Here is a 4,383-nt window from a genome sequence, read left to right on the forward strand (position 1 = left end):
CGCCACGACTGCACAACGATGTTGGGGGAAAGGTCCGGATGCATGATCTCGTCCCAGCCGACCATCTTCTTGCCATGCTTGGTGAGGATCTTCTGCAGGCGGCGATTGAAAAACGACTGTAGCCCATGATTGTCTTCGAGCCCTTGCTCACTAATGAACGCCTGGATGTCAGGGTTGCCGTTCCATTGGTTGCCATTGACCTCGTCACCACCGATGTGAAAGTAGTTGTCAGGAAACAATGCCGCCATTTCGGCGATAAATGCCTCCAGAAACTCATAAGTTTCATCACGTGTTGGGTCCATTGATGGATCCTGGATTCCCCAAGTCTCAATTATCTCGTACGGACCTGGTGCGCTTGCCAGCTCTGGATATCCGACAAACCAACTCGTCGCGTGGCCGGGCATGTCGAACTCCGGCATCACCCGAATTCCACGATCGCGCCCATAGGCAACGAGATCCTGGATTTCGTCTTGCGTGTAGTAAAAGCCTCCAGAACCGAGCTCGTGCAATTTGGGGAATATCCTGCTCTCAACTCGAAATCCCTGGTCTTCCGAGAGGTGCCAATGCAGAACATTGAGCTTCACTGCCGCCATGGCATCAAGGTTGCGCTTCATGACATTGATTGAAAGGAAATGGCGGCCCGGATCGATGAGCAAGCCGCGCCACGGAAAACGCGGCACGTCACGAATTTCCACACCAGGAACGATGAAGTCCTCCGGCTCAGGTTCGAGACCTGAGATTGTGGAAGGCCTATCAACCGCAGCTACAGCGGTAGCCGGGACAGCGACCTCAACAAGTTGCAGGAATGTTTCGATGCCACGCAGAACACCGTACGGGGTCGGGGCACGCAGTGCAGCGCCAACTGCATCGACTTCGAGCGTGTACGACTCGTCCTCGATAGCGCGTTGGACCCCCGGCACAGATTCAAAGTGTTCAATCAATAAGGTAGCGCGGTCAGAGCCCAGGCTTGTCTCAATAGGAATGGGGATCCCTGTTTGCCGGCCAAGACGTTCGAGAAGACGCAACGCGGCACGGTAAACCCTCGGACTGGCAGGCCCAGAGGGACCACGTAACGCAACCGTGAAGGTTCGATCGATCGGCAACGGCGTGCCCCGGAAACGCACGGACTCCGGGACTGGCATCAAATTACGACGAATAGAAGTAAGGTCAGGTCCCTGTATTGATGCGGACGCAAAAATCACTGTTAAGACCACGCCACAGGGTCCGGCAAGCACGACAGCCGCGTGGCGCGTCAAGCGTGCACTATCTCTAACCGCGGATAGCTTCGCCAGCGACCTCGGGTAAAGTCCGGAAACTCAACCGGAGTGCTCCCGTTCGCCACCGAAATCTCGGTAAGTTCGCACACCGCACTGAGCGAAGCTGCCCAATAGACGTTGGTATCCGTCGGCAGGCCTTCGTTTAGGCATTTGATCAATCGGTAGTCCTCAAGGTAATCCATACCTCCGTGACCTGCGCCTTCCGATTGGTCGCGTAGCTCCTTGATAATTGGGTGCTCATACTGCTCCCGTATCCGGTCGAGATCATAGAGTTCATTTTCATACTCGTAGCCCTCACCATCGATCCACCGGTGACCACGACCAAAGTCGTCAAAATACACTCTATTGGGGTAGCCCTGAAAAATTCCCTTGGTACCCTGCAGCATGTGAATACGGCTATAGGGTCTCGGCAGGTTTGTATCGTGACTCAGATAGATGGTGCGGCCGTGCGCCGTCTTGATCAAAGAAACATTTACATCGCCAAGGGCATACTGCTCGTCGCGTCTAGGATCACTCTCAGGAAAGTTGGCTGTAGCGTACTCCTGCAAACCACGCGATGGGCTCGACATAGACACCAGGTACTCGAAACGATCACCGCGGTCAATATCCATGCAGTTAGCGATAGGACCCAAGCCATGCGTCGGGTAAAGGTTACCGTTACGCAAAATTGAATGCTCGCGTCGCCAGAGTCCTTCATTACGGTTTTCGAACTTGATGCCTCGAAGGTCGTGAAGGTAGCCACACTCGGCATGCAGCAATTCGCCGAACATCCCCTGTCGGACCATGTTAAAAACCATCAGCTCAGGACGGTCATAGTTGCAGTTCTCCATCATGACGCAGTGCTTGTTATATTTCTCGGCGGCTTCGACGAGCTTCCAACAATCCTCGATTGTGTAAGCAGCGGGAATTTCGCTAGCGGCATGTTTACCGTTCTCCATCGCAGCGAGCATGACCGGTACGTGCCACTCCCAGGGCGTTGCCGTGTAGACAAGGTCCAGGTCTTCTTCTTCGCACATACGAATGAAGTCCCAAGGCCCATCAGAGTAGCCAGTCGGTTCCGGGAAGCCAGCTTCGACAACTTGCCGCTGCCAGCGTTCAACCTTCTCGGGAATAATGTCGCAAACAGCGGACAGCCGAGCACCCGGGATACGCAGCAGGTTGCGGCAATGACCCGAACCCTGCAGTCCGACGCCGACATAGCCAACTCGGACGGTCTCGATCGGATCCGCCAACAGTGGGTGATGCGGCGCCATATCAAGCTGAGGTGCCTGCAGATGAATACGCCCCGATTCCGAAAGACCGGCAGGCAGGCCAATCCCGAAAGTTCCGTCTTTTCCTGGCTCGGTGGCTGCCTCGGCAAGCCCTGAGATGCCAACAACGGCGGCACCTAGACCTGCGGCCCCGAGTTTCATCAGTTCCCGGCGATCTAAGACTTCACGTGCTTTATTGAGTGAATAACTCTGGGTTCGTTGACCTCGTTTGTCGTCACTCCTCATACGCCGTTCTCCATCTGGCTACTTGCCTGAAACCCTCAACCTCGGTGATCTTAATCTCGTTGGTTTGAACTGCGCCAGTGATCCGGCCTCGGAATTAGTACCACTTCATATCTCAGTACCGTGATGCTGGCAAGAAGTCTTCTGGGCCATGGCATTCTGGACGCTCTCGTCTAGAAGAAAACAACATGCAACAAAACCGTCAAAACTAGGATGTCAAGACACCGGCCGTCGAAGAAATGGTCGCTAGCTGTTAGCACTAATTCCGGACACCGCGCTATCCGTGAACATACGCTCCCCTTACTAAATGAAAAACGCGAGCGTCGGGAGTGCGATCGAAACGACACTCAAACTCAGAAGAAGCATGATCGAGAAAACAATCCACGGCGGATGCCTTCACCAGGTTGATAGTGCAACCACCAAAGCCTCCACCCATCATCCGCGCACCAGCACACTCGTCCGAATAAGCAGCAACATCAACAAGAACTTCCAACTCAGCACAGCTCACGGCGTAGTCATCACGTAGAGAAACATGGGAGGCTCGCAACAGCGTACCAAGTGCCTCCGGTTCACCAGCAGTGATCGCCTTAGCGGCCTGTTGTACACGGTTGTTTTCAGTTACGTAGTGGCGCAGGCGCCGCCGCAGTACATCGTCATCAACGGCTGCAAGATGTTCCTCCTTGAGATCCCGAAATGAAGAAACTTTGTCGATGACACGTACCACCCTCTTCAGAGCAACGTGAGTTTCCCTCACGCGCATGCCGTAGGCACTATCGGCAAGCTGCCGACGTACGCCTGAATCAAGCAATAACCACACCCAACCCTTAAGGCTCGCCTCGATGTATTCATGACTTAAAGCGCGGAAGTCGACCAGCATAAGTTCTTTTCGGTGGGCGAATTGTGACGTGTACTGATCCATCAGGCCGGTTTTCACCCCGAGGTACTCGTGCTCAACACCCTGCGCGATGTGTACCAATTCGAGGTCATCGAGCGATATATCGAACGCGTGTCGTAGAGCGTTCAGCAAAGCAACTTCAAGAGCAGCTGAGGAAGACAAGCCGGCCCCCATTGGTACATTGCCGCCGATAAGAGCATCAAACCCAGCATCCACGGCTGTAAGCTCCGCGAACAGAAGTCCTGCCCCTAGTGGTATTCGGCCCCAATCCACAACTTCGTTTGCTATCGGATCTTCTAGTGACACTGTGGCTTCTTCGTTGAACGCCTCGCTATACACACGCATTTGTCGATCACCACGCGGGGACAGCGCCACCACTACCCAACGATCGATAGCACCAGACAGAGCCAAACCTTCATTGTAGTCAGTATGTTCCCCTATGACATTGATACGTCCCGGCGCCGAAGCAATCGCCTTCGCTGGCTGACCGTACCGCTCTGTGAAACCTACGGAGCACTGATCAACCAATTCCTCTAGCATCTCGACCGGGTGCTCAAGATCAGCCACGATACGTGTCAGGGACCGAGCCCGTCGCATCGTTTCCCTGCGACTCTTTGACGGCAAGCTCGATGATCGATCGCATCTCATCTTCGTGAGCGACGATGCTATCGAGTAAAGCGATCTGCACCCGTGCCCGATCGAGGTTATGGGCTTCACG

General features: G+C 54.5%; 3 protein-coding genes. All 3 read right to left on the reverse strand.

Going from position 1 to position 4,383, the window contains the following annotated elements; translation table 11 throughout:
• Positions 1 to 1,256, reverse strand: a 1,256-nt coding sequence (locus QGH09_09700; GenBank protein ID HJO18458.1) for a family 20 glycosylhydrolase, incomplete at its 3' end; no start/stop codon positions are given.
• A complete protein-coding gene (locus tag QGH09_09705; GenBank protein ID HJO18459.1) occupies positions 1,253 to 2,773 on the reverse strand; it encodes a Gfo/Idh/MocA family oxidoreductase in 1,521 nt (506 codons plus the stop codon). The genes QGH09_09700 and QGH09_09705, both read right to left, overlap by 4 nt.
• A 274-nt stretch (positions 2,774 to 3,047) precedes the next feature.
• A complete protein-coding gene (galK, locus tag QGH09_09710; protein HJO18460.1) occupies positions 3,048 to 4,262 on the reverse strand; it encodes a galactokinase in 1,215 nt (404 codons plus the stop codon).
• Between the last annotated feature and the right edge of the window lie 121 nt (positions 4,263 to 4,383).

This window comes from Vicinamibacterales bacterium, assembly GCA_036012125.1.
Taxonomy (GTDB): Bacteria; Acidobacteriota; Vicinamibacteria; order Vicinamibacterales; family UBA823; genus UBA11600.